Source organism: Peribacillus sp. P4_C12 (assembly GCF_056402095.1).
In genome coordinates this window covers 1-1,526 of sequence record NZ_JBFUIB010000729.1, presented here as the reverse complement: position 1 = coordinate 1,526, position 1,526 = coordinate 1, and the positions used below count along the sequence as shown (strand labels likewise).

At 41.4% G+C, this 1,526-nt stretch carries 1 protein-coding gene and 1 pseudogene; both read left to right on the top strand.

The genetic code is table 11. The features are described 5' to 3' along the window. Positions 1-134: 134 nt before the first annotated feature. Positions 135-704, top strand: a pseudogene (locus AC1DUW_RS28460) (AMP-binding protein). Between the two features lie 109 nt (positions 705-813). Further along, on the top strand, positions 814-1,526 hold a 713-nt coding region (locus AC1DUW_RS28455), incomplete at its 3' end, for a branched-chain amino acid ABC transporter permease (RefSeq protein ID WP_477644135.1).

The window sequence follows — 1,526 nt, the reverse complement described above, 5'->3', positions numbered from 1 at the left end:
ACTTCAGACATTGTATATATGTAGGTGGTGATAATAAAGAAATAAAACTCAAATTGCCTTTTGAATATCTTGATGACCTTATCCATACCCCTTCGAAAGAGGTAGAGGAAGCAACTATAAATCCAAAAGTAGATATGGCTGTGATTTTGTATATAGGTGGGACTTCCRGACAGAGAATGGGTGTGGAACTAACCCATTTTAATTTAGTTGCCAATGTGATTCAGAACCAAAGTGTTCTTCAATCGAGGATTCAGTTCGGTGAGGAAGTAATCATGACGGCTTCTCCGCTTTATCATGTGTATATGATGACTATCACGATGAACCTGGCTGTTATGCTAGGTGCAGCGAATGTCATCGTGCCCGTGTTTTAGGCTAAACGGGTAATCGAGTTGAGCGAGACTTGCAAAGTGACCATTTTTCCTGGCTTACCCCAAATGTAAAACTCTTTAATCAAACAACTCGGTGATACTCATAATGCTTTGCATACATTATTGCTCTGTTTTTGTGATTCAGCCCGGTTGTCTCCTACGATGTTACATCAGTTTGAGAGACTAACAAAAATAAGAATCATTGAAGGCTACGGTTTATCGGAGGCTTCTTCATCTGCTTGTCGCAATCCATTATCGGGCGAACGTAGGGTAAACAGTATTGGAATTCCGTTGCCGTTAACAGAATCTAAAATCGTCAGTTTGATTAATGAATAGATGCTTCTCACTTTTTTGAATGGCTGGTTTTCTAGGCATGCCCTTGATTGTGAAGCTGGAATAACCAAATAGCATGATAAAAATTCAATAATTAAGAAGGAGGAAGTAAATGGATATTTTAATCCAGCAGCTTTTTAATGGTTTGACAATTGGCAGCGTTTATAGTTTAGTTGCCCTGGGATTGACGCTTGTATATGGAATTTTGCATATCCCGAACTTTGCCCACGGAGCTCTCTATATGTTGGGAGGGTACATCACATTATCAATGATGACATTATATGGCGTTAATTATTGGCTTGCTATGTTTGTATCCGTAATCGTTGTTGGTTTGATGGGTGTTCTATTGGAACGTTTCGTGTTCCGCCTGTTAAGGGAGGCACCGCCATTGCACGATAAAATTGCGGCAATTGGGATCCTTCTTTTTCTTGAAGCCTTTGCGCAATTTGTCTGGGGCGCCGATTTCCATACAATGACTTCTCCTTACGATCAAGTCGTCAACATCATGGGGTTGACGTTCACACTGCAGCGCTTGTTGATTATCGTTTCTGCTATCGTGGTGATGATTTTGCTTTATCTTTTCCTCAAGAAAACGTATACCGGTTCAACGATAATTGCGATGTCCCAAAGTCGTGAAGGAGCTTCACTTGTAGGGATTAACATCAACAAAGTCGCCATGCTGACCTTCATGATATCTGGTGGCTTAGCCGCCATTGCCTCATCTCTTGCTTCACCGATTAACCTCGTTTTCCCCGGCATGGGACATCTCGTCATCTTGAAGGCATTCGTCATTATCATTCTGGGAGGCATGGGAAGTATTCCAGG